The 519-nt window shown below is 66.5% G+C and carries 1 pseudogene; it reads right to left on the bottom strand.

Annotated elements, in window-relative coordinates:
* Positions 1-519 (bottom strand): annotated as a pseudogene (locus NA637_RS25345) (hypothetical protein); the annotation flags it as partial.

Consider the following 519-nt stretch of genomic DNA (forward strand, 5'->3'; position numbering starts at 1 on the left):
ACTGGATATAGCCGGCCAGAATCGGCTCCGTGCGCCCTCCCTGCTCCTTGAGACTCTGGGCGTAAAGCAGCACCAGCGTGCCGGCCGCCGCGCCTTCATCCACGATCAGTCGCAGGTAACCTTCCGGCGCTGCCACGGGCAGCACATCGGCCATGACATCCAGCGCTTTGCGCAGGTGGCCGCCCCGGTGCAGGGCGATGGCCTTGAGCAGTTTCAGCTTCAGGGCCCGGCGAAAGCGCTGTTCCTCATTGGCGTACGCCAGTTCCCGGTCGAGCTCGGTCAGGGCCTTGTCCGGATCGCCGACGGCGATGTCCATGCGGATTTCTACCAGCTTGCGGTATTCCAGGTCATTGGCGGGAAGCCGAAGGGTTTGCACCCGCTGCCACAGGTCGGCATCACCGGCCCGGTCCAGTTCCTGGCGGGCGGCCTCGTAACGCCGCTGCAGCAGTAGCAGACGCGAGCGCTCCAGCCGTGCGGTCGCGACGACGCGGCTCAGGTTGCGGATGTGGCCGAGGTGCT

Origin of the sequence: Stutzerimonas stutzeri (assembly GCF_024448935.1) — a bacterium.
Classification (GTDB): Bacteria; Pseudomonadota; Gammaproteobacteria; order Pseudomonadales; family Pseudomonadaceae; genus Stutzerimonas; species Stutzerimonas stutzeri_AO.